At 68.9% G+C, this 23,766-nt stretch carries 21 protein-coding genes; 6 read left to right on the top strand and 15 right to left on the bottom strand.

What is annotated here, in order from left to right; genetic code table 11:
- The first annotated feature begins 2 nt into the window (after positions 1–2).
- The gene (locus ACLQ7T_RS05525; protein WP_420478512.1) at positions 3–2,093 is read left to right on the top strand and encodes a lytic transglycosylase domain-containing protein; all 2,091 of its coding nucleotides are present in this window, start codon (positions 3–5) and stop codon (positions 2,091–2,093) included.
- On the opposite strand, the gene ACLQ7T_RS05520 is transcribed toward ACLQ7T_RS05525, so the two are convergent.
- The 4 genes from ACLQ7T_RS05520 to ACLQ7T_RS05505 are packed head-to-tail and all read right to left on the bottom strand — an operon-like array spanning position 2,060 to position 5,227.
- The gene (locus ACLQ7T_RS05520) at positions 2,060–2,839 is read right to left on the bottom strand and encodes an ABC transporter ATP-binding protein (protein WP_420478511.1); all 780 of its coding nucleotides are present in this window, start codon (positions 2,837–2,839) and stop codon (positions 2,060–2,062) included. The two genes, ACLQ7T_RS05525 and ACLQ7T_RS05520, sit on opposite strands and share 34 nt — an antisense overlap.
- The gene (locus tag ACLQ7T_RS05515; protein ID WP_420478510.1) at positions 2,836–3,807 is read right to left on the bottom strand and encodes a FecCD family ABC transporter permease; all 972 of its coding nucleotides are present in this window, start codon (positions 3,805–3,807) and stop codon (positions 2,836–2,838) included. Before ACLQ7T_RS05515 ends, ACLQ7T_RS05520 begins: the two co-directional genes overlap by 4 nt.
- Positions 3,804–4,601 carry an ABC transporter substrate-binding protein gene (locus ACLQ7T_RS05510; protein ID WP_420478509.1) on the bottom strand — a complete coding sequence of 266 codons (798 nt, stop codon included), beginning with the start codon at positions 4,599–4,601 and terminating at the stop codon, positions 3,804–3,806. The genes ACLQ7T_RS05515 and ACLQ7T_RS05510 overlap by 4 nt, the downstream gene beginning before the upstream one ends.
- Positions 4,598–5,227, bottom strand: coding sequence for a TetR/AcrR family transcriptional regulator (locus tag ACLQ7T_RS05505; protein WP_420478508.1), 630 nt, complete (start codon positions 5,225–5,227; stop codon positions 4,598–4,600). The genes ACLQ7T_RS05510 and ACLQ7T_RS05505 overlap by 4 nt, the downstream gene beginning before the upstream one ends.
- Positions 5,228–5,434: 207 nt before the next feature.
- On the opposite strand from ACLQ7T_RS05505, the gene ACLQ7T_RS05500 reads away from it, so the two are divergent.
- Genes ACLQ7T_RS05500 through ACLQ7T_RS05485 form a run of 4 tightly spaced genes read left to right on the top strand, consistent with a single transcriptional unit; the run spans position 5,435 to position 9,679 of the window.
- Positions 5,435–6,796 (top strand): glycosyltransferase family 2 protein, encoded by a 1,362-nt coding sequence (locus tag ACLQ7T_RS05500; RefSeq protein WP_420478507.1) that lies wholly within the window; start codon positions 5,435–5,437, stop codon positions 6,794–6,796.
- A complete protein-coding gene (locus tag ACLQ7T_RS05495; RefSeq protein ID WP_420478506.1) occupies positions 6,768–7,664 on the top strand; it encodes a class I SAM-dependent methyltransferase in 897 nt (298 codons plus the stop codon). Before ACLQ7T_RS05500 ends, ACLQ7T_RS05495 begins: the two co-directional genes overlap by 29 nt.
- A complete protein-coding gene (locus tag ACLQ7T_RS05490; protein ID WP_420478505.1) occupies positions 7,664–8,461 on the top strand; it encodes a TrmH family RNA methyltransferase in 798 nt (265 codons plus the stop codon). The genes ACLQ7T_RS05495 and ACLQ7T_RS05490 overlap by 1 nt, the downstream gene beginning before the upstream one ends.
- 60 nt (positions 8,462–8,521) lie before the next feature.
- Positions 8,522–9,679 carry a PDZ domain-containing protein gene (locus ACLQ7T_RS05485; RefSeq protein WP_420478504.1) on the top strand — a complete coding sequence of 386 codons (1,158 nt, stop codon included), beginning with the start codon at positions 8,522–8,524 and terminating at the stop codon, positions 9,677–9,679.
- Between the two features lie 63 nt (positions 9,680–9,742).
- On the opposite strand, the gene ACLQ7T_RS05480 is transcribed toward ACLQ7T_RS05485, so the two are convergent.
- Positions 9,743–10,198, bottom strand: coding sequence for a DUF3224 domain-containing protein (locus ACLQ7T_RS05480; RefSeq protein ID WP_420478503.1), 456 nt, complete (start codon positions 10,196–10,198; stop codon positions 9,743–9,745).
- The gene (dnaE, locus tag ACLQ7T_RS05475; protein ID WP_420478573.1) at positions 10,198–13,668 is read right to left on the bottom strand and encodes a DNA polymerase III subunit alpha; all 3,471 of its coding nucleotides are present in this window, start codon (positions 13,666–13,668) and stop codon (positions 10,198–10,200) included. Before dnaE ends, ACLQ7T_RS05480 begins: the two co-directional genes overlap by 1 nt.
- A gap of 498 nt (positions 13,669–14,166) precedes the next feature.
- Here dnaE and ACLQ7T_RS05470 point away from each other — a divergent pair, with 498 nt between their 5' ends.
- Complete coding sequence (locus ACLQ7T_RS05470) at positions 14,167–15,189, top strand: SRPBCC family protein (protein WP_420478502.1); 1,023 nt, start codon at positions 14,167–14,169, stop codon at positions 15,187–15,189.
- A 42-nt stretch (positions 15,190–15,231) separates the two neighbouring features.
- Here the strand turns inward: ACLQ7T_RS05470 and ACLQ7T_RS05465 are convergent, their stop codons facing one another.
- The 9 genes from ACLQ7T_RS05465 to rpsB form a co-directional block, all read right to left on the bottom strand.
- Positions 15,232–15,945, bottom strand: a complete 714-nt coding sequence (locus ACLQ7T_RS05465; RefSeq protein ID WP_420478501.1) for an ABC transporter ATP-binding protein — start codon at positions 15,943–15,945, stop codon at positions 15,232–15,234.
- On the bottom strand, positions 15,938–17,257 hold the full coding sequence (locus ACLQ7T_RS05460) for a lipoprotein-releasing ABC transporter permease subunit (protein WP_420478500.1): 1,320 nt from the start codon (positions 17,255–17,257) through the stop codon (positions 15,938–15,940). The genes ACLQ7T_RS05465 and ACLQ7T_RS05460 overlap by 8 nt, the downstream gene beginning before the upstream one ends.
- Positions 17,254–18,570 (bottom strand): proline--tRNA ligase, encoded by a 1,317-nt coding sequence (gene proS, locus ACLQ7T_RS05455; RefSeq protein WP_420478499.1) that lies wholly within the window; start codon positions 18,568–18,570, stop codon positions 17,254–17,256. The genes ACLQ7T_RS05460 and proS overlap by 4 nt, the downstream gene beginning before the upstream one ends.
- 201 nt (positions 18,571–18,771) lie before the next feature.
- On the bottom strand, positions 18,772–19,110 hold the full coding sequence (locus tag ACLQ7T_RS05450; RefSeq protein WP_420478498.1) for a DUF3088 family protein: 339 nt from the start codon (positions 19,108–19,110) through the stop codon (positions 18,772–18,774).
- Between the two features lie 12 nt (positions 19,111–19,122).
- Positions 19,123–19,383: a DUF1467 family protein gene (locus tag ACLQ7T_RS05445; RefSeq protein ID WP_420469669.1), complete on the bottom strand. Its 261-nt coding sequence runs from the start codon at positions 19,381–19,383 to the stop codon at positions 19,123–19,125.
- Positions 19,384–19,497: 114 nt separating this feature from the next.
- The gene (locus ACLQ7T_RS05440; protein ID WP_420478497.1) at positions 19,498–21,117 is read right to left on the bottom strand and encodes a M20/M25/M40 family metallo-hydrolase; all 1,620 of its coding nucleotides are present in this window, start codon (positions 21,115–21,117) and stop codon (positions 19,498–19,500) included.
- Between the two features lie 81 nt (positions 21,118–21,198).
- Positions 21,199–21,603, bottom strand: a complete 405-nt coding sequence (locus tag ACLQ7T_RS05435) for a hypothetical protein (RefSeq protein WP_420478496.1) — start codon at positions 21,601–21,603, stop codon at positions 21,199–21,201.
- Positions 21,604–21,688: 85 nt separating this feature from the next.
- A complete protein-coding gene (gene tsf / locus ACLQ7T_RS05430; protein WP_420478495.1) occupies positions 21,689–22,630 on the bottom strand; it encodes a translation elongation factor Ts in 942 nt (313 codons plus the stop codon).
- A gap of 121 nt (positions 22,631–22,751) precedes the next feature.
- Positions 22,752–23,612, bottom strand: a complete 861-nt coding sequence (rpsB, locus tag ACLQ7T_RS05425) for a 30S ribosomal protein S2 (RefSeq protein ID WP_420469675.1) — start codon at positions 23,610–23,612, stop codon at positions 22,752–22,754.
- Positions 23,613–23,766 lie beyond the last annotated feature (154 nt).

The raw sequence follows: 23,766 nt of genomic DNA, 5'->3' as shown, positions 1-23,766 counted from the left end.
GAATGATCGGAATCAGCCTGGCGGCCGCATTGGCCCTCGCTCCCGCGCCCGAGGCCCTGCTGTCGCAGGAAGTGCCCTACTACGCCGCCACGCCCGGCAATCCGGCCAGCACCCAGCCCCGGACGCTCAACGACCAGGATACGGCGCTTTTCCGCCAGGGGCTTGCCGCCGCCCGCGCCCGTGACGTCTCCGGCGCCCGCGCCGCCATGGCGCAGATCGGCGATCCGGCCGCGCGCAAGCTGGTCGAGTGGGCGCTTCTGGACACCAGCGCCGAGCGGATGAGCTGGGGCGAGTTGTCGGACGTCGAGGCCCGTTTCGCCGGCTGGCCGCGCGCCGCGAGCCGTCGCCAGGCCGCCGAACGGGCGCTGGACCGCGGCTATGCGGGCCCTGACGCCGCCCTGGCCCTGTTCCGGCAGGACGCCCCGACGACGGTGCAGGGTGCGATCGCGCTGGCCGACGCCCTCGATCAGCGCGGGCGGGGCGATGAGGCGCGACGGCTGATCAGGGACTGGTGGCGCACCCGGACCTTCGAGGCCGATCAGCAGGCGCGCGTCCTGACGCGCTGGGGGTCGATCCTGACCGGGGACGATCATGAAACCCGGCTCAACATGCTTCTGCTGGGGCCGCACGGCCCGGCGACCCGCGCCATGGTGAGCCTGGTCTCGCCCGAGCGGCAGGCGGTCGCCAACGCCGTCATCGCGCTGCGGACGGCCTACAGTCCGGACGCCATCGTGGCCGGCCTGACGCCGGCGCAGGCGATCGAGCCGACGGTGGCCCTGGAGCGGGTCCGGATTCTGCGCTCCCAGAATCGCCAGTCGGAGGCCTTCCCCCTGCTCCGGTATCTGCCGTCGGCGCCGGACTCGACCGACGCGCAGAACACCCTGTGGTCGGAACGTCGGAACTATTTCCTCGACGCCCTGCAGGCCCGGAACTGGCAGGCCGCCTATGACGCGTTCAACGGGCATGGCTTCCCCGGCGGGGACCGGAAGGTGGACGCCGAGTTCTTCGCCGGCTGGGTCGCCTTGGTGAAGCTGAATGATCCGGCGCGCGCCGCAGGACATTTCGAGACCCTGAGGCAGACGTCGTCGACGCCCATCACCCAGGGACGCGCGCTCTACTGGCTCGGCCGCGCGGCGGAGGCGCGGGGCGCCACGCCGTCGGCGGTGGACTACTATCGGGCCGGCGCGCGCCACATCCAGACCTTCTACGGGCAGCTCGCCGCCGAGAAGGCCGGCCAGACCGTCATCAATCTGCCGGTGGATCCGGTGCCCTCCGAGAGGGACCGGACGGCGTTTGAAGGCAATGAGGTGGTTCGCGCCTGGCGCATCCTGGGGGAAACCGGAGAGGCCAGCCTCTTCCGGGTCTTCGCCTACCAGCTGGATGACGACGTCCCGACCATCGAGCAACTGGCCCTGATGATGGACACGTCGCGAGGCTACGGCGAGGGCTTCACCGCCATGATGATCGGTCGCGCGGCCAGCCAGCGCGGCTACCTGCTTCCCGAGCGGCAATATCCGATCCGCGTCCCGCCGGTCGTGCCGGGCGCCGCGCCGCTGGAGTTCACCCAGGCGATCACCCGACAGGAATCCAGCTTCGATCCGCGGGCGCGCTCGCACGCCAACGCCCGGGGCATGATGCAATTCCTGCCGGCGACCGGACGCGGCGTCGCTCGCCAGCTGGGCCTGCCCTTCAGCGAGGAGCGGCTCTACGATCCGGACTTCAACATGACGCTGGGCAGCTTCCACCTCGGCGACCTGATGAACAATTTCAACGGCTCGATGCTGCTGACCACGGTCGCCTACAACGCCGGTCCCGCGCGCCCGCCTCAGTGGGTCGCGCGCTGTGGCGATCCGCGCGCAGGTTCGACCGATCCGATTGATTTCATTGAGTGTGCGCCGTTCACCGAAACCCGCAACTACATGATGCGGGTCATGGAGAACATGCAGATCTACAAGGCGCGCCTGAACGGCGGGGCGGCGACCCTGACCCTCACCCAGGATCTTCGTCGGGGCATTCCGCGGGGGCCGCAGGCCTATACTGCGGTGACGGGCGAGGAACCCTATCGCACCCCGGAGCCCGAGCCGGGCGAGTAGCGGCGGCGGGACAGCAGGGGCCCGTCGGGCCCTTCGATCCAGCGGGCGTCCAGAGCGAAGACGGACGACAGGACTTCGGGTGTCAGCGCCTCCAGCGGAGGCGCGTCCGCCCGCACCGCGCCCTGCTCCAGAACGATGACCCGATCCGCATAGCGTGCGGCCAGGTCGAGGTCGTGCAGGCTGGCCAGCACTGCCTGCCCCGCCCCGGCCCGCGCCTTCAAACGGTCCAGCACGAGCAATTGCGCATCCGGGTCCAGGCCGGCGACAGGTTCGTCGGCCAGCAGGGCGGCGGCGGGCGCGGCCAGTGCACGCGCCACCAGAACACGCGCCCGCTCGCCACCCGACATCTCGGCCACGCCGCGATCCGCGAGATGGTCGATCGCCAGCTCCCGCAGCGCCTCTCTGGCCCGTGCGACGGACGCCGGGCCCGACAGGAAGGGGGCGCCGAGCGCGGCGATCTCGACCGCCGGGAGGTTCCACGCGATCCGCCCGTCCTGGGGCAGATAGCTGATCCTGGCCGCCCGTTCGCGGGACGACAGGCGGGACAGGGCGACGCCGCCGAGCCGGACCTCGCCTGAACCGAGAGGCAGGAGGCCCGCAAGGGCGCGGATGACGCTGGACTTCCCCGCCCCGTTTGGGCCGACGACGATAACCAGCTCGCCGGAAGCGACCGTCAGGTCCACATCCGCCAGCACATCCCGCTGGCCGAGGCGGGCCGTCGCTCCGAGCAGGGCGAGCGCGCTCACAGTCGCCACTCCCGCGCCGCGCGCCAGGCGATCAGGGCGAACAGGGGAGCGCCGACGAGGGCGGTGAAGACGCCCAGCTTCAGTTCCTGGTCCGTCGGGGTGATGCGCGCCAGAAGGTCCGCGACGATCAGGATCAGGCCTCCGGACATGGCTGACGGCGCGAGGATCCGGCCCGGATCTCCCCGCACGAGCGCCCGGACAAGGTGCGGGGCGGCCAGACCGACAAAGCCTATGACGCCCGAGACCGCGACCGCGGCGCCGGTCGCGAGCGCCGCGGCCAGAAGAGCCGTCAGGCGCAGTCGCGCCATCGGAAGGCCGGAGGTCTGCGCCGTCTCTTCCCCCAGGCTGAGCATTCTCAGCCCGGGGGCGGCCAGGGCGGACAGGACCGCGGACAGGGCCAGCAAGGGGGCGACCCACAGGACATCCACCCAGCTGCGGTTCTGCACCGAGCCGAGAAGCCAGCTCATCACCTCGGCCGAGGCGATGGGCGACGGAGACAGGTTGAAGATCAGGGCGGTCGCTGCGCCGGCGAAACTGGACAGGGCCACGCCGAACAGGATCAGGGCCTCCGGTGCGCGGACGCGGCTTGAGAAGAGGACAAGCAGGCCGCCGGCCAGTCCGGCCCCTGTCAGGGCCGCGATCTCGACCGCCCCGGGAACCACGGCGGCGCCCAGGACGATGGCGCTCGCCGCGCCGAGGGCCGCCACCGCCGACACGCCCAGCACGCCGGGATCGGCCAGCGGATTGCGGAGCAGGCCCTGCAGCACCGCTCCGGCCAGGCCGAGGGCGGCGCCCACCATCAGAGCGGTCATCGCGCGGGGCGCCCGGACGGCCCAAACGACCTCGGCCACGCCTGACGAAGGATTTGTGAAGGCCTCACCCAGCGGCAACGGGACTTCCCCGAAGCTGATCGCCAGAACCAGGGCGAGCAGGATCGCGCCGGCGAGCGCCGTGAGCAGCCGGCTCACGCCTGGCCGTCCCTCAGCAGGGCGGCGGCGTCGGCCGCGAACCAGGCCGGACAGGTCAGGGCGGCGGCCGGGAGATGCGCGGCGACCTTGCCACGCGTGGCGTTGCGAACGACCGGATGGCGCCCGGGGCCCCGCCAGTCCGCGCGTGACTGGTCAAAGAACCCGAGAACGAACCGCACGGGTGGAAACAGGGCGATCCGTTCGACGCTCACCGGCTGGAAATAGGGGCGTTCCTCGGCATTCCGGACGCCGGCGGCGCGGAAGATGGAGTCCATCAGCGTCTCCCGCCCCGCGGTGAAGCCGCCGGGCGTCAGATAGAGGGCGGTGGGCCGCGCCGGGGTCTTCGGCGCGGCCTCCGCCAGACGGGCGTCCATCCGGGCGATCAGAGCCTCACCCCGGGGGGCGGCGTCGAGAGCATGCGCGACCGCCCGGATGTTGGCGCGGATGCCGTCGAAATCGGTCGCATCCGCAATCTCGGCGGTCCGGATGTCCCGGGCCTCAAGCCGGCTCAGCAGACGCGGCTCCCCGCCCCAGTAGCGGACGACGACGTCGGGCTGGAAGGTCACCGCGGCCTCCAGCGTCGGGCGCAGGCGCAGCCGTCCCCTCGCCGCCTCCCGGAGCCAGGCGTCGGGATCGTCCGCGCGCGGCGACAGGGCCAGTTCGGCGTCCGGACGCAGGGCGAGGACATACTGGTCCGCGCACTGGTCGAGCGACATCACGCGCAAGGGGCGGGCGTCCGCCGGAACGGCGACGAGGCAGATGAGGGCGGCGACGCAGGCCGCCAGCCGCCTCAAGACTTCAGCAGGCCCGCGAAAAGCCCCTCCAGCAGGGTCGACACCAGCTGTTCCCGGTCGACCCAGTCGAAATAGGGTTTGGCGATCATCAGGGAGATGACGCCGTGGCCGCCGGCCCAGAACGCCTGGGCGGTTGTCCGGGCGTCGCTCTTGAGCCGGCCGGCGGCCTCAAGCTCCCCGATGACCTGGTGGAAGGCGCCGAACAGCTCGGCTCCCATCACCTGGGCCGCGTCCTGGGCGCCTTCACGCAGTTCGGCGGGGCTGGTCATGTAGACCAGCCGGTAGGCATTGGGATTGTGGAAGCCGAAATCGACATAGGCGCGCATCATCTTGCGCATGCGCTGTTCCGGAGACCCCGGCTCGGCCAAGGCCTGGCGGTTGACGACCAGAAGGGCGTCGAAAGTCTGCCGGCAGATCTCCTGTAGGATTTCGCCCTTCTCGGAAAAATGCATGTAGAGCGCGGTCGAGGACAGCCCGACCTCATCGGCGATCTTGCGGATCGTGGCGCCCTCATAGCCATGCTCGACGAAGATGCGTTCGGCGGCGGCGAGAATTTCGGCGCGTCGTTCATGCCCCTCGCCCTTCGGCTTGCGGGCAGACTTGGCGCTGGCGGCGGTCGTGGTCACACGCGACTCCAAAGGTCCGCCCCCTGAATAGCGACTTTCTCGCGCGGACGCCAAGCGGTTGCAAAAACGGACAACCTGACGTTACCTAAACGTGTGTAGCGCGAAACCTGCATCATTAGCGAGAAAATGGTCGTGGATACCCCGTCTAACGGGTTGTCGCGCGCTCATAGCGCGGCGTCCCGAACGCTCTCCCTCCTTCAGTGGTTGATGTTGTCGGGCGTCGTGATCCCGACCGGCTGGGTCGCGCTGCACCCGTCGCGGGACGCTCTCGACCTGATCGCATCGGCCGTGGGGATCGCCTTTCTCTGCGTCGCCGGCTGGCGATGCCTGCTGCTGGTCGCGGGGCTGCGACCGATCGCGACGGCGCCCGAGCCGGTGGTCTGGCCCCGGTACACCATCCTGGCGGCGCTCTATGATGAGGCCGAGATCGTCGAGCAACTGATCGAACGGCTGTCGCGTCTCGACTATCCGGCGGACCGCCTGCAGGGAATGCTGGTGCTTGAGGCGCGGGACGCGGCGACCCTTGCGGCGGCCCGGCGCGCGGTCCGGCCGGACTGGCTGACGATCTTCATCGCGCCGCCCGGGTCGCCGTCGACCAAGCCGAGAGCGCTCAACTGCGCGCTTCCCCATGTCACCGGCGAACTCCTGACGGTCTATGACGCGGAAGATGAGCCTGATCCGGGCCAGTTGAAGGAAGCGGCGGCCCGGTTCGTCGCGGACGGCGGGGGACGCCTGGCCTGTCTCCAGGCGCCGCTCCGGATCCGCCCGGCGTCCTGGTCGACCTCGCCCTTCATCGACGCCCAGTTCGCGGCGGAGTACGCCAGCCTGTTCGAAACAGCCCTGCCCGGCCTGACGCGGCTGGGCTTGCCCTTCCCCCTGGGCGGCACCAGCAACCATTTCAGGGTCGATGTCCTGCGCGCCGTCGGCGGCTGGGACGCGTGGAATGTCACCGAGGACGCCGACCTCGGCTTTCGTCTCTGGCGGTTGGGTTGGCGGCTCGGTGTCATCCGCCGACCGACGTGGGAGACCCCGCCGGGGCGGATCACGGAATGGCTCCCCCAGCGCACCCGCTGGCTCAAGGGCTATATGCAGACGTTCGGGGTTCACAGCCGTGACCCCGTGTCCCTGGGCCTGCGCGGCGGGGTCTCGCTGGTTCTGACGCTCGGTCTGGCGCTGGTGGCGGCGGGACTTTACGGCCCCACCCTCGCCTGGGTCTCGGCCGGCCTGCTGGTGTCGCTGGCGGCGGGGCTGCCGCCCGACGCCTCGTGGCTGGCGCTGAGCGTGCTGGTGCTGGGGGCGGCGACAGCCTGGCTGTCCTGCGCGGTCGGCGCGCGTCGCGCGGGCATCACCTACGGCGCATGGGACATGATCCGGGCTCCGGCCTACTGGTGCCTGCTCAGTCTCGCCTTCAGTCATGCCGCCTGGCGACTGGTGGTCGAGCCGTTCGCCTGGAACAAGACCCGGCATCGTCGGGAGAAGCCGGCGGCGCCGGATCACGCCGCGCTGGACGAAACCGCCCTGCCCGGCCTATCAGCGGCCCATGTCGCCGCGCCTGAATCCCTCACCTGAAACCCTCGTCACCCGGGGATGGGAAGACTATGCCCTGCTGGACAGCGGAAACGGTCTGAAACTTGAGCGATATGGCCGCTTCACCGTGGTCCGGCCCGAGCCGCAGTGCTTCTGGGCGCCGCGCGATCCGCAGGCCTTCGAGCGCGCCGACGCTACCTTCGCCCCGCAGGCGCAGGACGAGGACGATGACGGCCGCTGGAGGTTCGCCGGCAAGCCGGTCGAGACCTTCCCCCTGGCGTGGCGCGATGTGCGCTTCACCGGCCGCTTCACCCCCTTCCGCCACCTCGCCTTCTTCCCGGAGCAGGCGGCGAACTGGGAGTGGCTGGACGCGCGGGTGCGCGAGCTGAAGAAGCCCCGTATCCTGAACCTGTTCGGCTACACCGGCGTGGCCTCGCTGGCCTGTTCGGCGGCGGGCGCCGAGGTGACCCATGTGGACGCTTCCAAGAAGTCGGTCGTCTACGCCCGCGAGAACGCCGAGCAGTCGGGGCTGGCCGATCGACCAATCCGCTGGATCGTCGAGGACTGCCGCAAATATGTGGCCCGGGAAGTCCGGCGCGGCTCGAAATACGACGGCATCATTCTCGATCCCCCCAAATACGGTCGGGGGCCGACGGGCGAGGTCTGGCGGCTGTTCGAGGACCTGCCGGGCCTGCTGAAGGACTGCGCGGCCCTGCTGTCGGATGACGCCTCCTTCCTGCTGCTGAACGCCTACGCAGCCCGCATTTCGGGCCTGTCGCTGGCGCATCTGATGACGGAAGTCACGGCGGATCGCGGCGGCGTCATCGACTGGGGCGAGCTGGCGCTGGCTGAACATGGACAGGACGGCCGGGCCATCGGCCTGAGCTTCTTCGCGCGGTGGAGCGCCTGATGTCCGATCGCCTGATCACCTCCCTGACCAATGACACGGTCAAGGCCGTGCGCGCCCTGAACATGCGCAAGGAGCGCGAGAGCACGGGCCGCTTCCTGGCCGAAGGGCTGAAGTTCATCGGCGAGGCGCTGGACCAGGGCCAGACGCCGAAGCTGCTGCTGGTCGGGATGGAGGCGCGGGAGCATCCGCTGCTGGACCGCGCCAGGGCCGAGACCCGAATGGCCGGCGGGGAAGTGATCGTGGTCACCCACCCGATCCTCGAGAAGATCAGCCGCCGCGACAACCCGCAGACCGTGCTGGGCGTGTTCGAGCAGGTCTATACGCCCCTGTCGGCCATCAACCCGAAGAGCGCGCCCTGCTGGGTGGCGCTGGAGCAGGTGCGGGACCCGGGCAATCTGGGCACCATCATCCGCACCGCGGATGCGGCGGGTTGCGGCGGGGTCATCCTGATCGACGACTGTGTGGACCCCTATTCCACCGAGGCGGTGCGGGCGACCATGGGCTCGGTCTTCGCCGTGGCGATCGCCAGGGCCACTTCGGCCGAGTTCATCGCCTGGCGGCAGTCGTGGCCCGGCAGCGTGATCGGCACCCGGCTGGACGCCACCCACGGCTATCGCGATGCGGCGATCCAGCATCCGGCCCTGATCCTGATGGGCAACGAGCAGGCGGGCCTGACCGATACGCTGGCGGCGGCCTGCGATGTGAACGTCAAGATCCCCATGCGCGGCCGGGCCGACAGCCTGAACCTTGCCATCGCGACCGGCGTCATGGTCTATGCGGTGACCGACGCGATCTGACCGCGAAGGTGACGGGAGTTTCACTTGCCCGGACGGCCGGGCAGGTGAAGCTTCACCGCCATGCGCCCTCTCCTGCTGCTTGCCGCCCTCCTGCCCTTCGCGGGCGCTGTTCAGGCCCAGACGCCTGCGCTGACGCCGGAGGCCTACCGGGCCGACGCCCTGTCGATCGAGGGGCTGGTCAACGCCAACTACGCCTATCTGGACCGCTTCCCCGGCGGCGTCATGCCGATGACGGAGACGCTGCGGGCCGAGGCGGCGGCGGTGCATGATCGATCCACCCTGCTGCGCTACGCCGGGCATGCGATCACGGCCCTGGCCGATCACCATGCGATCACCGGCGCCTCGTTCAGCGACGACTGGGGGCTGGTCCCCAGCTACTCGGACCTCTGGATCGAGCCGGAGGGTGCGGTCTGGCGGATCACGGCCGTGCGCGAGGGCTCCCCGGCCGAGGCGGCGGGCGTGCGGGCGGGGCAGACGCTGGACGCGGTCGGCGGCGTGACCACGACCGAGGCCGTGCGGGCCTTCTGGGCCGAGCTGGGGCTGGAGCCCGGCGGTGACCGGGACGGCTACGGCGCGCGCGTGCTGGCGGCGGGCCGACGGGACCGGGCGCGGGACCTGACCATCTCGGGGCGGCGTATGCCCCTACCCAACCTCTATGCCGGTTCGACCGACAGGCCGCCGCTGAGCGTCAGCGAGGACGGGCCGATCCTGGTGATCCGCTTCAACGACTCCCTGGGTGACGGCGAGACGATCGCCGCCTTTGACGCGGCCATGGCGACGGCCCGGCCGGGGCAGCCGATCCGCATCGACCTGACCGACACCGCCAGCGGGGGCAATACCTCCGTGGCGCGGGCCGTGATGGGCTGGTTCGTGACCGAGGCCCGGCCTTACCAGATCCACAACCTGCCCTCGGAGGCGCGGGAGACGGGCGTGCCGCGCCAGTGGATCGAGCAGGTCCTGCCCCGCCCCGGCAAGCATCACGACGGCCCGGTCACCGTTCGCGCCGGGCGCTGGACCGGCAGCATGGGCGAAGGCCTGACCATCGGTCTCGCCGCCATCGGCGCCCGCACCGAGGGCGGGCCGATGGCCGGGCTGCTGGGCGCGATCTACGACTTCCGGCTCGAGCGGACCGGAATGGTGATCAAGTTCCCGGCGGAGCGGCTCTATGCGGTCGACGGAACGCCGCGGGAGGCGTTCGTGGCGGGCGCGCCCCGGTGATATGACTTCACATTTTCGGTCAGAATCAGCTCGTAATGAGCTGTTTTCAGAAAATAAAGCCTGTCACTCAGTCGGCAGGTTGTAGTCGAGGACGTAGCGGTGCTCGCCGCCCGCGATGGTCAGGTGGAAGACGCCGGTGAGGCCTTCCAACTCGCCCGTGCCGGAACCGGGGACGACGGTGATCAGCAGCTCCTGCGCGCCGCGATCCATAATGCCCCGGTGGACCAGCATGAAGGTTCCGTCGCGGCCGTCCAGCGAACCGCGCACCCGCTCCATGGCGACATAGGCGCCGGACTGCTCCGGTCCCATGGTGGCCAGCATCTCGCCCTCCCCGGTCCCGGTCAGGCCGCCGTGGAAGGTCTTGGACAGGATCATGCGGCCGGGGGTGTCGGGCGCCGCTCCTTCGGCGGGGGCGACCGGGGTGATGGAGACGTTGAACGTCCCCGAGGCCTGATGGGACACGGAAGCCTCCTGTGGCGCGAGGGAAAGGGCGATGGCGGCGAGAACAGGGGCGAGCATCACGCGTCCTCCAGATAGCTGACGCCCGGGGCCGACTTCAGGGCGCCGCGCAGGGCGCCGTCGAGGCGGTAGCGGCCGGGCAGCTTCATCTCGATCTCCCGGCGGCCGTCCAGCGACGCGACCAGATAGACCTCGCCGCCCTTTCCGCCCTCTGCGGCGGCGCGCTCCAGCCGGGTGCGCAGGGCCTGGGCGTCGGCGGCGCGGGCCGAGACGTGAATGCGCAGGCCCATGCGGCCGTCGTCGATCAGGGCGTCGAGGCGGCTGGCGTCATCGCCGAAGAACCGCACCTCGCCATCCGAGCTCTTGGCCCGAACCTTGACCATGACCGAGGCGCCCGCCTCCAGCACCTCGCGGCATTTGCGCAGCTGTTCGGGCGGGAACAGGCATTCGAACTCGCCGGTCGGGTCGGAGAAGGTGACGAAGGCGAATTTCTCGCCGGTTTTCGCGCTGGCCCGCTCCTGACGGCGGCGGACGACGCCGGCCATCATGAAGGCCTCGTGGCCGCTTTCGGCCAGGGCCGTGGCCTCGGCGACGAAGGTGACGCGCTTGCGCTTCAGGGCCGGGGCCATGTCCTCCAGCGGGTGGCCGGACAGGTAGAAGCCGACGGCGGCCAGTTCCTGGTCCAGCTTCTCCGGTCCGACCCAGGGCTCGACCGGTGACAGGCGCGGCCGGCCCGCCGCCACCTGGTCCCCGCCGAACAGGGAGACCTGGGACGAGGCGCGCTCCGCGGCCACGCTCTGGCTGTAGGCGATCAGCTTGTCGGCCTGTTCGAACAACTGGCGGCGGTTCGAGTGGAAGCTGTCGAAGGCGCCGGCGCGGGCCAGGTTCTCGAGGGCGCGCTTGTTGACGTAGCGGGGATCGACACGCTCGAGGAAGTCGAAGATGTCGATGAAGCGTCCCCCCGCCTCGCGCACCTCGACCAGATGTTTCATGGCCTCGAGGCCCACGTTGCGCACCGCGCCCAGCGCATAGAGGACAGCGCCTTCCGGCCCGTCCTTGCCTTCCAGCCATTCGACGTCGAAGTCGGCCGAGGAGCGGTTGACGTCCGGGGCCTTCACCGGGATCTCGAAACGTCGACAATCCTGATAGAAAACAGCCAGCTTGTCGGTGTTGCTGAGATCGAGACTCATCGACGCGGCGAAGAATTCGACCGGATGGTTGGCCTTCAGCCAGCCCGTCTGGAAGGAGATCAGGGCGTAGGCGGCGGCGTGCGACTTGTTGAAGCCGTAACCGGCGAACTTGGCCACCAGATCGAAGATGCCGCCCGACTGCTGTTCGGAGACGCCCTTCTCGGCCGCGCCCTTGACGAAACGGAGGCGCTGGAAATCCATCTCCTCCTTCTTCTTCTTGCCCATGGCCCGACGCAGCAGGTCGGCTTCACCGAGGGAGTAGCCGGCCAGGATCTGGGCGATCTTCATCACCTGTTCCTGGTAGATGATGACGCCGTAGGTCTCGGTCAGGGTCTCCTTGAGCGAGTCATGGAGGTAGTCGACCTCGGCCCGGCCGAACTTCCGGTCGATATAGGTGTCGATCATCTCCATCGGCCCGGGCCGGTAGAGGGAGATCAGGGCGGTGATTTCCTCGATCGACCCGCAGCGCATCTTGCGCAGGGTGTCGCGCATGCCCTGGGATTCCAGCTGGAACACCCCGACCGTCTGGCCCGAGGCCATCAGCTCATAGGTGCGGGCGTCATCCAGCGGCAGCTGGTTCCAGACCGGGGCCAGCCCGCGCCGCGACAGGTAGCCGTGGGCGCGGTCGAGCGTGGTCAGGGTCTTCAGGCCGAGGAAGTCGAACTTCACCAGACCGGCCGGTTCGACCCACTTCATGTTGAACTGGGTGGCCGGAATGTCCGAGCGCGGGTCCTGATAGAGCGGCACCAGCTCGGTCAGGGGGCGGTCGCCGATCACGATGCCGGCGGCGTGGGTCGAGGCGTTGCGGTACAGCCCCTCCAGCTCCAGCGCCGTCTCCAGCAGGTTGCGCACCGCCGGTTCGGCGTCGCGGGCCTCCTTCAGACGCGGCTCGAGGTCGATGGCCTGGGCCAGCGTCACCGGATTGGCCGGGTTGTTCGGCACCATCTTGCAGAGGCGGTCGACCTGACCCAGCGGCATCTGCAGCACGCGGCCGACGTCGCGCAGCACGGCGCGGGCCTGCAGGGTGCCGAAGGTGATGATCTGGGCGACCCGGTCCTTGCCGTAATGCTGCTGGACGTAGGTGATGACCTCTTCGCGCCGCTCCTGACAGAAGTCGATGTCGAAGTCGGGCATGGAGACGCGTTCCGGGTTCAGGAAGCGCTCGAACAGCAGGCCGAACCGCAGGGGGTCCAGATCGGTGATGGTCAGGGCCCAGGCGACCAGAGACCCGGCGCCCGAGCCCCGGCCCGGTCCGACCGGAATGTCGTGGATCTTCGCCCATTTGATGAAGTCCGACACGATCAGGAAGTAGCCGGGGAAGCCCATCTGGGTGATGATCCCGACCTCCCATTCGAGGCGGTCCCAGTAGTCCTTCTCGGGCACGGCGGGGGTGACCTGCTGCAGGCGCAGCTTCAGCCCCTCGCGCGCCTGGTGGGCCAGTTCGTCCGGCTCGGAGCGGCCGGCGCCGGTGTCGAACCGGGGCAGGATCGGCGCATGGGTCTTCACCAGGAAGGCGCAGCGGCGGGCGATGTCCAGGGTGGTGTCGCAGGCCTCGGGCAGGTCGGCGAACAGCTCGCGCATGGCGGCGGGGGTCTTGAACCAGTGCTCGCCGGTGATGCGGCGGCGATCCTCCTGACCGGTGAAGGCGCCGTCGGCGATGCACAGCAGGGCGTCGTGCGACTTCGCCTGCGAGGCCTTGGCGTAATAGACGTCGTTGGTGGCGACCAGCGGAACGTCGTTCCCGTAGGCCCAGGCGACGAGGCCGCGCTCGGCCTGCGCCTCGGCCGGCAGGCCGTGACGCTGGATCTCGACGTACATACGGTCGCCGAAGGTGGCGAACATCTCGTTCAGCGCGGCGTCGCCGTCGCGGACCTTGCCCTGGACATAGAGGGGATCGACCGGGCCGTCGGGACCGCCGGACAGCAGCAGCAGCCCCTCGGAATGTTCGACGACAGTGTTCCACGGCACGCCGGGCTCGTCGGTCGGGGCGATGTCGAGGTAGGCCGAGGACGACAGCTTGCAGAGGTTCAGCCAGCCGGCCTCGTTCTGGGCGATCAGGACGACGGTCGGGACCTTGGTCCAGCGGTCGGTCCCCTGCCCGCCGATGCCGGTGACCGGCAGGGCGCAGGCGACGATGGGCTGGACGCCCGCATCCCTTGCGGCCTGGCTGAACTCCAGCGCGCCGAACAGGTTGGCCCGGTCGGCCACGGCCACGGCGGGCATGCCGTTGTCCGCCGCCATCTTCGGGATCTTGCCCGCCTTGATCGCGCCTTCCAGCAGCGAATAGGCCGAGCGGACCCGCAGGTGGATGAAGCCCTGCCTGTTCAACGCCTCGCTCACCGCGCCTTCGCTCCGTTCGTCCGCCATCCCCGCATGGTGAACCGAGTCTCACATCCGGCCCGCCGGAAACACCGCAAACCGCCCGGGTGGGTTCAGGCAACAGGGGATGGTTTGTGGATGGCGATGCGGTCGATCCGGTGAAATGTGCACCCGGAAAAATGGAGTGCACTTTCGTGCACAAATTGGCCTCAAGTCCCTGAAAACATTCGACGTGGAAAATGTGCACAGTGCACTTTCGTGCACATTTCGAATGTCCTTCCCCCTGCCCGCTCAGGCCGCCGGCAGCAGCAGGACCGCCTGCCAGACCATGAGGACGAAACCGGCGCAGGCCGCCAGCGACAGAGATTCCCGAACCCAACGCGCCATGAGACTGCTCCCGGACTGATGTTCCGGGTCTGTTCTATGTTCTCATTCTGTTCGCGTCAAGAGGCTCGATTCCTGACGGCTGCGGCGCGACGCTCACTGGCGCAAGCTGCGGGGGGTCGCCACAGTGCGACCATGACCGATCCGCGACCGTCCCTGAGTCCCCTGCTTGCGCCGCCTCCGGAGACGCCGAAGTGGCGGACCGCCGGCGCTGCGGTGGCCTGCGGACTGCTGTACGGGCTGGTGGTCTACGGTCTGGTGCGCTGGCAGGCGCCGGATTCCGGGATGTTGCTGATCGCCTTCCTGCTGGGGGCACCGATCGCTGCTTGCGGGATTGCGGTGGCTGTGTCGGACCCGCGCGGCGTCAAGGGCGTGGGCAGCCACGCGAGCACATCCGCCCTGACCGTTACGATCATGCTGGTCTGTGCGGGGGTGGTGTTGCGCGAGGGGGCGGTCTGTCTGGTGATGGCGGGGCCGATCTTCTACGGCGTCGGCATTCTGGGCGGGGTCGTCGGCGGCGCGATTATGCGGCAGGCGCGCGGGCGGCTGCTGGGCCTGTCGCTGCTGGTGCTGCCGTTGATCGGTGTTCCGGTCGAGGCGGATCGGCCACCGCAGCCCGAGACCCGGCAGGTGGAGACCCGGATCCACATCGACGCCGCGCCGGAGGTGGTGTGGGCAAGGATGATCGATATCCGGCAGATCGGCGCGGATGAGCATCGCTGGAACTTCAGCCATGACATTGTGGGTATTCCGCGCCCGAAAGACGCCCGCATGGAGGGTGCCGGGGTCGGCGCGGTGCGTCGGCTGGAATGGGCCGACGGCGTGCGGTTTGAGGAGCACATCACCGGATGGGCGCCGGGGCGCGAGCTGGTCTGGACCTTCCACATCGCGCCGGAGGCTCAGACCCGGATGCTGGACGAGCACCTGCGGGTCGACAGCGACTATCTGAAGCTTGAGGAAGGCCGCTACCGGATCGAGCCGACCGCTGATGGCGGCTCCGATCTGGTGCTGACCACGCGGTACTGGATCCGGACGCCGATCAACAGCTACGCGGCCTTCTGGGGCGGGATCTTCCTGGGCGACTTCCACCGGAATGTGCTCGGCGTCATCCGGGACCGGGCGGAAGCGGACGGGCAGGATACAGGACACAGGGCCTAGAAATCAGGACGGGCGATCCGACCATTTCCAGGCCCGGGGCCTTCAATAGGCGTGCGCCTCCGCCGGCCGCTCTTCCAGATGGCCGTCCTTGATGGCGAAGACGCGGTCCATGTGGCCGGCCAGCTCCATGTTGTGGGTGGCGATCAGGGCGGCGACGCCGGTCTGTTTGACCACGTCGTGCAGGGCTTCGAACACCGTCTGGCTGGTGGCCGGGTCGAGGTTGCCGGTGGGCTCGTCGGCCAGCAGCAGGCGCGGACGGTTGGCCAGGGCGCGCGCCACGGCGACGCGCTGACGCTCGCCGCCCGACATCTGCGACGGCTGGTGGGTCAAGCGGTCGGCCAGGCCGAGGGCGGTCAGCAGCTCTCCGGCGCGGGCGCGGGCGTCGGCCTGTTTCCAGCCGGCGATGCGCAGCGGCAGGGCCACGTTGTCGCGGGCGTCGAACTCGGGCAGCAGATGGTGGAACTGATAGACGAAGCCGATGCAGCCCAGACGGATGCGGGTGCGGTCGTGGTCGCTGAGGTCGGCCACGGCCTCCCCGTCGATCCTCACCTCGCCCTCGGTCGGATGCTCCAGCAGGCCCGCGGCGTGCAGCAGCGAGGACTTGCCCGAGCCCGAGGGGCCGATCAGGCCGACGATCTCGCCGGGCATGATGTCGAGATCGACGCCGCGCAGGACGGTCAGGCCGCCGGTGGCGGTGTCATAGGTGCGGGTCAGGTTGCGCACCGACAGGACGGGAGCCACGCTGGACTTACTCATAGCGGAGGGCCTCGACCGGATCGAGCCTGGCGGCCTGCCAGGACGGGATCAGGCCCGCCACGCAGCTCATGAAGAAGGACCAGACGGTGACCCAGAAGACGTCGACCGGATCGACGAGGGCGGGCACGGCGTCCAGCATGTAGACGTCGGCGTTGAACAGCTCGGTCTGGAAGACGAACTCCAGGAAATGCTGGATCGCGCCGATGTTCAGGCAGAACAGCAGGCCGAGGATCAGGCCGGTCAGGGTGCCCGCCACGCCGATCATGGCGCCGGACAGGAAGAAGACGCGCAGCATGGACGACTGGCTGGCCCCGACGGTGCGCAGGATGGCGATGTCGCGGGTCTTGTTCTTCACCAGCATGACGATGCCGGAGATGATGTTCAGGGCGGCGATGGCGACGACGAGGCCGAGGATGATGCTCATGGCCACGCGCTCGACCTTGAGCGCGCCCCAGAAGGCGGCCAGGCGGTCGCGCCAGTCGGTGACCAGGCCGGTGCGGCCGGCGGCCTGCTGGACGGGTTCGCGCAGGGCCTCGACCCGGTCGGGCTGGTCGACCTTCAGCTCGATCACGTCCCACACGGAGTCCTTGCCGTAGAAGAGCTGGGCCTGCTCCAGCGGCATGAAGATGAAGGCCTGGTCGAAGTCCGAGGTGCCCGAGCTGAACACCCCGCCCACACGATAGGTCTTCTCCAGTCCGCCCAGATTGCCGAAGGCGCTGGAGGCGCCGGTGGGCGAATACAGGGTGATGGGGTCGCCGACCCGCAGGCCGAGCCCCTCGGCCAGCGCCTTGCCGATCAGGACATTGTCGCCGCCGAAGTCGCCCTGGCCGAAGCTGCGGATGGCCTCCGGCGTCTTTTCAAGGCTCTCGTAGACATACTGCATCGACTTCAGATCGGCCGGGGCGACGCCGCGGACGATGGCGCCCGTGGTCGCTCCGCCGGCGCGGACGATGCTCTGGTCATTGGTCATGGGGGTGACGAAGGTCACGCCCGGCACGGTCTTCAGCCGCGCCACGGCCGTGTCCCGGTCCGGCGAGTTCAGCAGGTCGCCGGTGACGTACATGTGCCCGTTGAAGGACAGCATGCGGTCCAGCAGCTCGGCGCGGAAGCCGGCCATGATGCTCATCACGGTGATCAGCGCCATCACGGCCAGGGCGATGGCGATGTAGGAGATGATGGCGATCAGGGCGATGCCGCCCTCCTTGCGCTTGGCGCGGAGGTAGCGGAGCGCCAGCCCGATCTCCCAGGCGGAGAAGGGACCGGCGGGCTTCGTCGGCTTCGTCGGCGGGGCGGCCGGCGCGGCGTTCGTCATCCGATGAGCCTCGTAATGGCTTCGTCCAGCGGCAGGGACAGCTTCTCGCCGGTGGCGCGGCGCTTCAGTTCGACCACGCCGTCCGCCAGGCCCTTGGGCCCGATGGTCAGCTGCCAGGGCACGCCGATCAGGTCGGCGGTGGCGAACTTGCCGCCCGGCCGCTCGTCGGTGTCGTCGTAGAGGACGTCCTTGCCGGCGGCCTCGAGCTTGGCGACAGCCTCCTCACAGGCGGCCGAGACGGCCTCGTCGCCGACGCGCAGGTTGATGACCACCACGTCGAACGGGGCCACGGCGTCCGGCCAGATGATGCCGCCCGCGTCGTGGCTGGCCTCGATGATGGCGCCCAGCAGGCGCGAGACGCCGACGCCGTAGCTGCCCATGTGCACCGGAGCTTCCTTGCCGTCCGGGCCCTGGACGTTGGCCTTCATGGCCGCGGAGTATTTGGTGCCGAAATAGAAGATGTGGCCGACCTCGATGCCGCGCGCCGACAGGCGGTCGCCCTCGGCGGTTCCGGCCTCGAAGGCGGCGGCGTCGTGCATTTCCTCGGTGGCGGCGTACAGGGCGGTGCGCTCGTCGAAGACGGCCTGCACAGCCTCGGGGCTGAAGTCGTGGCCGGGGGCGGGCATCTCGACCAGCTTGCGGTCGCAGAAGACCTCGCTCTCGCCGGTCTCGGCCAGAACGATGAACTCATGGCTCAGATCGCCGCCGATGGGGCCGGTGTCGGCGCGCATCGGAACCGCCTTCAGACCGATGCGGGCGAAGGTGTTCAGATAGGCCGCGAACATGCGGTTGTAGGCGACGCGGGCCGAGGCCTCGTCGAGGTCGAAGGAGTAGGCGTCCTTCATCAGGAACTCGCGGCCGCGCATCACGCCGAAGCGCGGACGGCGCTCGTCGCGGAACTTCCACTGGATGTGGAAGAGGTTCAGCGGCAGGGCTTTGTAGGACTTCACGAAGCCGCGGAAGATGTCGGTGATCATCTCCTCGTTGGTCGGGCCGTACAGCAGCTCGCGTTCGTGGCGGTCGGTGATGCGCAGCATTTCCGGCCCGTAGGCGTCATAGCGGCCCGACTCGCGCCACAGGTCGGCCAGCTGCAGCGTCGGCATCAGCAGCTCGACGGCCCCCGCCTTCACCTGCTCCTCACGGACGATCTGCTCGATCTTGCGCAGCACCCGCAGGCCCAGCGGCAGCCAGGCGTAGATGCCGGCGGCCTCCTGCTTGATCAGGCCGGCGCGCAGCATCAGCTGGTGGGAAACGATCTGGGCGTCCGAAGGCGCCTCTTTCAGCGTGGGCAGGAAGTAGCGCGACAGGCGCATGGTCGGGAATCCGGGAGAACAGGCGTGGGAACGGCTGGTGTAGCCGGGACGTGGGGGCGAAAGCTAGGCGGGCGTGGTTGGTGATTGGTGATTGGTGATTGGATTGGTCGGCGCCGGTGCGGCGGGCCGGTCAGCGCCGCCCGTCCGCCGTCAGCAATGCGCAGCTCAAACCCGTCACCAATCACCAACCACCAATCACCCCTATGGATGCGGCAACCCGATGCCGTAGCGCGCCGCCAGATAGGGGGCGATGGCGTGGTCCTGCAGGAAGCGACGGCCGGTGGCGGCGCTGGTTTCGGCGTCGGGCCAGTCGAAGGTTCCGTCCAGGACCAGGATCGGACAGCCTTGATGGTCCTCCCCGACCTCGGCGATGACCGGCAGACGCGGGCGCGGATGGTCGAGGTAGGTGATCAGCAGCTGCTCGCGCAGGGCCGGATAGAAGGACAGCATCCCTTCCACGAAGGCGCCGGCCGGGCAGAACCACGGGCCGCCGGCGTCGTCATGCCAGTCGGGGTTCAGGAGGTAGAGGCGATCGGTCATGCGCGCCCTCTCCTAGACCGGCGGCGCCAGCGGCGGCAGGGGCATCCAGCCGAAGAAGACCATGACCATGATCACCAGCCAGACGATGGCCGACACCCAGGTGGTGGTGATGAATTTCTTCTTCAGATGGGGATTCTCCGGCGCGCCCCACTGGGCGCCGTCGGTCGGCTTTTCCTGCCCCTGCTGGTTCATGCCGATGGGCAGGACGGCGAACAGCACCGTCCACCAGACGACGATGTAGATGGCGAACATGGTCAGCGGACCGATGGGCATCGCGGGGACTCCGGTAAAGCTGCCGCCGGTCTAGCCGGTGTTGGACGCCGTATAAAGCACAAGGGCGTCGCAGCCGAAGCCGCGACGCCCTGTGTCGAGCCTGAAAGCCCGGTCCTACTGTTGCAGCGGGAACGGGTCGGTCGGGGTCGGCCGCGTCGGCATGGGCATGCGCGGCAGCGGCTCGTCCGAGTTGGCGGCGTTCAGCAGGAAGGCCGCCAGGATGACCGCGGCCTGACGCAGGTCTTCGGCGCGCATGTGGTCATAGGTGTCGATCGAGGTGTGGTGCAGGCGGGCGCCGTAGTCGAGCGGGTCCTGGATGAACTGGAAGCCCGGGACGCCGACGGTCTGCATGTAGACGTGGTCGGTCGAGCCGGAGGTGCGCATGGACACTGTGGTGGCGCCCAGGGCGTTGAACGGCTTCAGCCACTCCTCAAAGATCGCGGCGGCGGCGACATTGCCCTCGGCGTTGATGCCGCGGATCTTGCCGGAGCCGTTGTCGAGGTTGAAGTAGGCGACCAGCGAGCCGTGGCCCGCGCGGGGCTGGATCGGCCAGCGCTGGCGCCAGGTGCGGTTGTTCGGCAGGGCGTCCAGCTGGGCGTCGCCCAGCGGGGCGCGGGTCGCCAGATAGCGGTCGGTGTAGGCCAGCGAGCCCCACAGTCCCTGCTCCTCCCCGCTCCACAGGGCGAAGCGGATGGTGCGCTTGGGCCGCACGTTCAGGGCGCGCAGGATGCGGGCGGCCTCCATGACCACGGCGCTGCCCGCGGCGTTGTCGACGGCGCCGTCGGCGGCGGCCCAGCTGTCGAGGTGGGCGCCGGCCATGACATATTCGCCCGAGCGGCTGCTGCCCTGGATGTCGGCCAGGATGTTGTAGGCGTTGGTGTCTTCCTCATGGAACTGAACCTCGCTCATCAGCTCCAGCGAGGGTTTGGCGTCCTCGGTCTGGGCCAGACGGGCCAGGCGGCGATAGTCTTCCGCAGCCATTTCGATGCCGGGCGTACGGCGCTGGTCGTCCATGCGGTAGCCGCTGTTGCTGCCGTGAAGGAGGGCGCCGTCGCGCTGGGACATGCGCACCCAGGCCAGGGCGCCCTCTTCCTGAAGGAAGGCGTCCATCTGGCGGGCGAAGTCCGGACCGCGCAGACCGTCGGTCGAGGGCTCCGAATGGTTGGGGATGTTGTAGGCGGCGCCGGCGTTCTCGAGGTCCTCCTCGGTCAGGCGACGGAACGGCGCCGTGGTCTGCTCGGAGCCGGCGGTCGGGCGCGAGACCAGAACGATCTTGCCGGCCAGCTTGCCGCGCCAGCGGGCGAAGTCGCCGGCGCTGCTCATCGGGGCGACGATCACCTCGCCGCTGATCGTGCCGTTGGTGCCGGGCGTCCAGGCGATCGGGATGACGCGCAGGTCGAGCGGGCGCGGCGCGGTCATGCGGGCGCTGGAGCGCACGGCGGACCAGCCGCGGCCGAAGTCGAACGGATCGGCGCGTACGTTGGTCAGTCCCATGTCGCGGAACTGCTGGGCGGTCCAGGCTTCGGCCTGGCGCATCTGGGGCGAATTGGTCATGCGGCCGCCGATGCGGTCGGTCAGCCAGGCGGCGGTGCTCATCACCTCGCTGTGGTTCAGTCCCTGATCGATAATGCCGTTCATGGCGACCAGGTCGGGCGACTGGGCCAGCGCGGGCGTGGCGAGCGGAACGGCCGTCAGCGCAATGGCGGTGGCGGACAACAAGGCGGCGATACGCATGAAAACTCCCCTGAATCACGGAACGGCGGCGATAGGACCCCAAGCCTGACCGTTGTGCAAAGGAAGAACGCGCCGGGCGCGTCAGTCCGTCGCGTCATTCGGGTCGATCGCATCCTCGACCAGTTTTCTCCACACCGGATCGGTGTCGTCGACCAGGTCGCAGTCCTCCACCAGGGCCACGGCGGCCGAGCCGTCGGGCAGGATCAGGCCCAGCACATCCATCTCGTCACCCTCGGCCCCGATGTGGCTTTCGGCTTGTACAGCGACCGCAGCCTGCTCGCCGTCGGCCTCCCACCAGATGACCGGCTGGGGCAGGTCCATGTCGATGACCCGGGGATCGGCGGTGTCGCCGAGGGCGAACACGGCCTTCTTCGCCTGCACGTCGTCCAGGGTGGCGATGCGGCCGGTGAAGGCGCTCAGGCGGGACCAGTCCTCGGCGTCGTAGCCGCCGCCGTCCTCGCCGAAGTCAGTCTGGTCTTCACTCATCGTTCGCTCCGTCTGCGCACGAAAAAGGGCCGGCGACCGAAGCCGCCGACCCTCTATTCGTTCATCCCTCGAAGGGAGGAAAGGCTTAGTTGCCGCCCATCATCGAGGCGACTTCCGAAGCGAAGTCCGGGCCTTCGACCTTCTCGACGCCTTCACCCAGCGCCAGGCGGACGAAGCCGGCCAGGTGCAGGTTCGAGGAGCCCAGTTCCTTGGCCGAGTTGGCGACCAGCTGCTCGATGGTCACGTCCGGGTCCATGACGAACGGCTGCTTCGACAGCACGACGTCCTTCTGGAACTTGTTGATCTGACCTTCCACGATCTTGGCGATCATGGCTTCCGGACGGCCTTCTTCCTTGGCCTTCTCGGTCAGGACCTGACGTTCCTTCTCGATGGCGGCCGGGTCCAGATCGTCGGTGTTCAGCGACAGCGGGGCGGTCGCGGCGACGTGCATGGCGATCTTGCGGCCCAGTTCGCGCAGGGCGGCCTTGTCGCCCTCGCCTTCCAGGGCGACCAGCACGCCGATGCGGCCGACGCCCGGCGAGACGGCGTTGTGGACGTAGGTCGAGACGACGCCTTCCGACACCGACAGGCGGGCGGCGCGACGCAGCTGCATGTTCTCGCCGATGGTGGCGATCATGTTGGTGACTTCGTCCTGGACGGTCTTGCCGGCTTCCAGTTCAGCGCCGTGCAGGGCTTCCACGGTGTGGTGCTCCAGGCCCAGCTGGGCGAATTGCTTGGCGGCGTTCTGGAACAGCTCGTTGCGGGCCACGAAGTCGGTTTCGGCGTTGAATTCGATGGCGGCGGCGACTTCGCCCTTGCCGTCTTCCTTCGACGCGACGGCGACCAGGCCTTCAGCGGCGACGCGGTCAGCCTTCTTGGCGGCCTTCGACAGGCCCTTGGCGCGCAGCCAGTCGATCGCGGCTTCGATGTTGCCGTCGTTCTCTTGCAGGGCCTTCTTGCAGTCCATCATGCCGACGCCCGAACGCTCGCGCAGTTCCTTGACGAGGGCGGCAGTGATCTCGGCCATGTTCAGTCTCCTTGGAGGGGTATTCGTATGCGGTAACGGCCCGGCTGTTAGCCGGGCCGTGTGTCAGTTCAACGCACGGCCTTCATATTGCCCGGAGGCATGAAGGCCGCGGGTGCGATCCTCAGACCGCGGCCTTGTCTTCGTCGGCGGCCGGCTCAGCGGCGGCTTCCAGCTCGGCGGCGACGGCTTCCGTGCCGGCCGGGGCGGCTTCAGCGGCGACCGGGGCCGAAGCCTCGCGCAGCATCGGCTCTTCCGGGTTCACCGAAGCGCCCAGGTCGACACCGGCAGCGCCGGCGCCGGCGGCCAGGCCGTCCAGGACGGCGTCAGCGATCAGGTCGCAGTAGGTCTGGATGGCGCGGGCGGCGTCGTCGTTGCCCGGGACCGGGTAGGTGATGCCGTCCGGATCCGAGTTGGTGTCCAGGATCGCGATGATCGGAATGTTCAGCTTGCGGGCTTCCTGGATCGCGATCGCTTCCTTGTTGGTGTCGATCACGAACATGATGTCGGGGATGCCGCCCATGTCCTTGATGCCGCCCAGCGAGGCGTCCAGCTTGTCACGCTCGCGCTGCAGGCTCAGCAGCTCGCGCTTGGCGCGGCCTTCGCCGCCCGACTCGAGCAGGCTGTCCAGTTCGCGCAGACGGGCGATCGAACCCGAAACGGTCTTCCAGTTGGTCAGCGTGCCGCCGAGCCAACGGTTGTTCATGTAGTACTGGGCGCAGCGCTTGGCGGCTTCAGCGACCGGGTCGGCGGCCTGACGCTTGGTGCCGACGAACAGGACGCGGCCACCCTTGGCGGCGACGTTGCGGACTTCAACCAGGGCCTGGTGCAGCAGCGGGATGGTCTGCGACAGGTCGATGATGTGGATGTTCGAGCGGGCGCCGAAGATGTAGCGGTCCATCTTCGGGTTCCAGCGGTGCGTCTGGTGACCGAAGTGCGCGCCGGCTTCGAGCAGCGAACGCATGGAGAATTCAGGCAGAGCCATGATCGTCTTGTCCTTTTTCCGATAGACGTTGCGTGGGCGGTTAAAGGACCGGATGGCCCCTCGGAACGGTGCTGACGAGGATGTCTCCCCCGAAAGCGCCACGCCCACGTGCGAAGTGCGCGGGCCGTTTAGTCGGGATGGGCCGAAAAGGCAA

Source organism: Brevundimonas sediminis, assembly GCF_048799765.1.
GTDB lineage: Bacteria > Pseudomonadota > Alphaproteobacteria > Caulobacterales > Caulobacteraceae > Brevundimonas.
This window is presented reverse-complemented; position numbering and strand designations above follow the sequence as displayed.